Genomic DNA, 5,431 nt, shown 5'->3' with positions numbered 1-5,431 from the left:
CTACTAGCAGCAATACAAGCAGGATTAATTCAACCTCTGTCTGACTTGGATGAAGACTTGTTGGTTCAAGAGTATAAGTTTCTGCACGATCGCGTTCAGCAAGCGGCTTATGCCCTAATTGATGAATCACAGAAACAGGTTGTTCATCTTCAAATCGGTCGCAATTTGCTCGAAAAAACTTCACCGGAGCAACGATTCGACCGACTGTTTACTATTGTGGATCATCTCGATCAAGGAACGGAACTTGTCACTGCTCAACCAGAACGAACTGAAATTGCCAGATTGAATTTAATGGCAGGTCAGAAAGCAAAGGCAGCAACGGCTTATGAAGCAGCTTTTAAGTATTTCACTACAGGGCTTAAACTCCTCAATTCAGAGAGTTGGCTCAGTGAGTATGATCTCACCTTAGCGCTGTACTCAGAAGCAGCAGAAGCGGCGTATCTCCAGGGTTGCTTTGATGAAATGGATCAGTTGGTAGAAGTGGTACTTGATCGTGCCAAAACAGTGGTTGACAAAGTGCAAGTTTACGATAACAAAATTCAAAGATATTTGTCACAGGGTAACCTGAAAGAAGCACTAAAAACTGGGTTGGAAGCGTTAAAGCTCTTGGGAATAGATTTAATAGAAAATCCAAGTTGGGCAGATATTCAAAGGGAATTGGAGTCAACGGCTGCACTACTTGCTGAACGAGAAATCGAAGACTTGATTAATTTACCAGAGATGACTGCACCAGAACCACTGGCAGCTGTGTCAATCTCAACAAATATGGGGTCTGCTGCATTTATAACGTTACCAGCACTGTGGATACTGATTGTATGTAAGAGGGTAAATCTGTCAATTAACTACGGTAATACTACCTGGTCACCACATAGTTATGCTGCTTACGGATCTGTTCTATGTGGAGTTGTTCAAGACATTGAACTCGGTTATAAATTTGGACAACTGGCTCTCAGCTTGGCAGAACGATTGCATACCAAAAAAGGGAATGCTAAAGCATTAGCGTTGTCGAGTACCCACATCATGCACTGGAAGGTGCATCTTAGGAACACAATACCCATGCTGGCTGATGCCTATCAATATGGAGTAGAAACTGGAGACTTTGAAACTGCTGGTTATGCTGCATATGACGTGTGCCACAACTCGTTTTTTGCTGGAGAGGAACTTACCCAACTGGAACAAAAAACAGCATTTTACAGCAAATCGATTGACCAAATTAGACGAGAAAGTCCCTCGAATTGGCTGGCAATATTGCGGCAAACTATTCTTAATTTGCAAGATAGTCCTGAGAATTCCAGCCGCTTAGTTAGTAGGCTACATAATGAAGAACAGGCATTATCACACGCTATTGCAGTTAAAGATGGAAATGCAATCCAGATACTCTATTTGCACAAAGTCATGTTGTGTTATCTATTTGAAGAACACCATCAAGCTGGACAGACTGCTGTTTTAGCAAGGCAAAATTTTGAAAAGGTAACAGCAATAAAGGTTTTACCTGTATTCTGTTTCTATCATTCTCTGGCGCTTTTGAGCCTATTGCTCGATGCTTCAAACTCTGAAAAAGCAGATTGGCTAAACTGTGTTAACACCAACCAAGAAAAAATGCAGAAATGGGCAGAACATGCCCCAATGAATTATCTACATAAATTTTATCTAGTCGAAGCAGAGAAAGCGCGAGTCTTAGGGCAATTTCTTGAGGCTGAAGAGTTTTATGAACGGGCGATTGCAGGTGCTGCCGAAAATGAGTATATCCAGGAAGAAGCATTAGCTTATGAATTAGCGGCTAAACACTATCTAGCGCGAGGTCGAGAAAAATTTGCTCAAACCTACATGAAAGAGGCGCACTATTGCTACGATCGTTGGGGCGCAACTGCTAAAGTCAAAGACTTAGAAACTCGCTATCCACAGTTCTTTTCTCAGTCGTCTAGAGCCGCTTCCACATCAATTCCTATTACTGCTGAAACTATCTCTAATCCCTTCCATACTGCTTTCGATTTAGCAGCAGTGATGAAAGCTTCACAGGCGATTTCTCGTGAAATTGAACTGAAGCAATTGCTGCGATCACTGATGCAAACTTTGATTGAGAATGCTGGCGCACAAACCGGATATCTGATTTTAGAAAATTCAGGAGAATGGTCGATTGAAGCGGCTTGTGAACTCAATGCCGATGAGAATGCTTGTGCGACTCAGGTGTTACAGTCTATTCCAATTGCCGATCAATTGCCAGAATCAATCATTCAATATGTGATTCGGACTCTAAAGCCTGTCACCTTAAATGATGCGACTCGTGAAGGTGCTTTTATTAATGAGCCATACATTCAACAGAGCCAGCCTCAATCTATTTTCTGTTTGCCGCTGCTGAATCAAGCCAAGCTGGTCGGTGTATTGTATTTAGAAAATCGGTTAGCAGCTGGAGTATTTACACCAGAGCGATCGCAGGTCTTGCAGCTATTATCGGCTCAAGCAGCGATCGCCATTGAAAATGCCAACCTTTACTCAGAACTGCAAGCTAAAGAAAGCAAGATCACCCAGTTCCTTGAAGCGATTCCGGTGGGAATTGCGATCGTGGATGCGACGGGTTGCCCTTACTATGCCAACCAATGCAGCAATCAACTCCTGGGCAAAGAAACTGATACTTCCATAGCACCGGAGCAACTCTCAGAGGCTTATCAGCTTTATGTAGCGGGAACGGATCAAATCTATCCACCGGAGAGCCTGCCTAATGTGCGGGCATTAAGGGGCGAACGCATCAGGACTGAAGATATAGAAATTCGTCGAGATCATGTCTCAATTCTACTTGAGGCACGGGGAACACCAGTTTTTGATCAACAGGGCAATATCACTCATGCGATCGCTACCTTTCAGGACATTACAGAGCGCAAACAAGCCGAGAAACTCCTAGCCGACTACAACTGCACTTTAGAGCAACAGGTCGCAGAACGAACTGCTGCGTTACGACAAAGTGAAGCCAATTACCGCAACCTGCTACAAACCGCGAATTCCGTCATCATTTGCTATGACACGCAAGGACGAATTCGATACATCAATGATTATGGGGTAAAACTTCTTGGCTATGAAGAACATCAGATTGTAGGGCGAACCTTATTTGAAACTATCATTCCAGACATCGAAACCTCTGGACGCGATGTCAAACCATTTGTTCACGATTTACTTCGTAATCCTCAATCGTACCCGCAAGGCGAGAGTGAAAACCTGTGTCGAGACGGTCGGCGAGTTTGGATGGCCTGGTCGAATCAAGCCATCTTCAATGACCAGGGAGAGGTCGTTGAAATCTTATCGGTTGGCAATGACACCACCCAGCGTAAACAAGCAGAAGAGGCTTTACAACGCAGTGAAGCCAAGTTCCGAGCTATCTTTGAAAACTCGCAGGTTGGCATCTACCGAACCCGCCTCTCGGATGGATTAATTCTCAATGCCAATCAACGCTTTGCCAATCTGTATGGCTTTGATTCACCAGAAGAAATCATTGGGCTGGAACACACCATCGACTATTTTGTAAATCCCAGCGATCGCCAAAAAGCCATTGAGGTGATGAAGCGGGATGGGGAAGTGCGAAACTTTGAAACTCAGCTGCGAAAACGAGATGGGACATTGTTCTGGGGACTTTCCTCTGCTTATCTGAATGCAGACGATGGCTACCTCGAAGGGGTGACTGCGGATATTAGCGATCGCAAACGAGCAGAAGCCGCTCTACAAATAAGTGAAGAACGACTACGCTTGGCATTAACCGCGTCAAATCAAGGACTCTACGATCTCAACATCAAAACTGAAGAAGTTGTGGTTAGCCCAGGATACCCTTTAATGCTGGGCTACGATCCAGCAACATTTCATGTAACCATATCTAGGTGGATTGAGAGTTTGCATCCTGACGATAGAGAATCAGTGCTTGCAGCTTACCATGCTAGTCTTACTGGAGAAGTCCCCAGCTATCAAGCAGAGTATCGCCATCGTACCCAGGATGGTCAGTGGAAATGGGTTTTTGCTGTTGGCAACGTTGTTGCCTGGAATGAATTCGGTGAACCCATCCGAGCGTTGGGAGTTGTTACGGATATCGACGATCGCAAGCAAGCAGAAGCAGCCCTACAAGTCTCAGAGTCAAAGCTACGGACTCTAATTGAGGCAATTCCCGATCCATTGTTTGTATTCTCTGCTGAAGGGCGATTCCTTGAAATAATGGTACTGGAACGAAATCTGCTATGGCAACCCTTTGAGGAGATGATTGGTAAAACTATGCATCAACTCGGAAGGGAAGAAGCTGATGAGTTTCTAGGTTATATTCAGCAGGTACTGAGAACCCAACAAATCCTCACGGTCGAGTATGGTGCGTTTCTAAATGGACGAGAAATGTGGTTTTCGGCTCGCATTGCCCCAATCAGCCACGATCAGGTGATTTGGCTGGTGCGAGATATTACGGCGCAGAAGCAAGCAGAAGAAGCCTCAATTTTAGAGGAGCGCAACCGCATGGCACGCGAAATTCACGACACACTCGCTCAGGCGTTTACAGGCATTCTGGCTCAGGTGGGAGCGGCAAAACAGGTGCTAACGGATGATGTAGAAGCAACTCAGGCACACCTAGACCTGATCAAAGAATTGGCACGAACTGGACTGACTGAAGCGCGGCGATCGGTTGTCGCGCTCCGTCCTCAGCTTTTGGAGGAGGGCAGTTTACAGAGCGCTCTACATCGTCTCGTCGCTCAAATCAGAGCTGCCGCAATGGATACCACTCTACATTATGAGATTGAGGGTGCAGTGTATTCTCTACCCACTGAAGTCGAGAATAACTTACTACGGATGGGGCAGGAAGCATTAACCAATGCGATTAAACATGCCAATGCTGACGAAATTCGAGTGGAGCTAGTCTACGAGCATGATCAGTTTTTGTTGCGCGTGAGAGACAATGGACAGGGCTTTGGAGTTGGAAGTATGCCAGCCTCTGAGGGTTTTGGCTTACTCGGCATGAGCGAACGGGCAGAGCGCATCGGCGCACAACTGACGATTAGGAGTCAACCTGGGCAGGGAACAGAGATTGTGGTGGTGGTTGGGGTGTAGGGTGTGGGGTGTAAGTGGGGTGTGGGATGTAGGGTATGGGTAGGTTAGAGAGTTATCGGGATTTGGAGGTTTTGAGAGTGTCAATGCGATTGGCAAAGGAAGTTTACCAAGCAACAGAAGTGATGCCTAAGCATGAAATTTATGGATTAACTTCGCAAATTCGTAGAGCTTGTGTTTCTGTGCCTGCCAATATTGCTGAGGGATATGGACGAAACCATCGTAAGGAATACATCCAGTTTCTTGGTATAGCCCTACGCAACAGAGATAGGACAGTAACATAGAGGCTAGAAGAGAGTTGGGAAATGCTCATGTCCGCCCCCTACAGCTACGACCTCCGCACTAAAGCAATCGAGGCAGTCAAACG

At 45.6% G+C, this 5,431-nt stretch carries 1 protein-coding gene and 1 pseudogene; both read left to right on the top strand.

The genetic code is table 11. The features are described 5' to 3' along the window. Positions 1-5,067 (top strand): PAS domain S-box protein (locus tag NDI45_RS30570; RefSeq protein WP_348250040.1); only part of this gene is annotated, 5,067 nt, incomplete at its 5' end. Between the two features lie 35 nt (positions 5,068-5,102). After that, a pseudogene (locus tag NDI45_RS30565) lies at positions 5,103-5,318 on the top strand (four helix bundle protein); the annotation flags it as partial. Between the last annotated feature and the right edge of the window lie 113 nt (positions 5,319-5,431).

Source organism: Leptolyngbya sp. GB1-A1 (genome assembly GCF_039962475.1).
Classification (GTDB): Bacteria; Cyanobacteriota; Cyanobacteriia; order Elainellales; family Elainellaceae; genus Leptolyngbya_A.
This window is presented reverse-complemented; position numbering and strand designations above follow the sequence as displayed.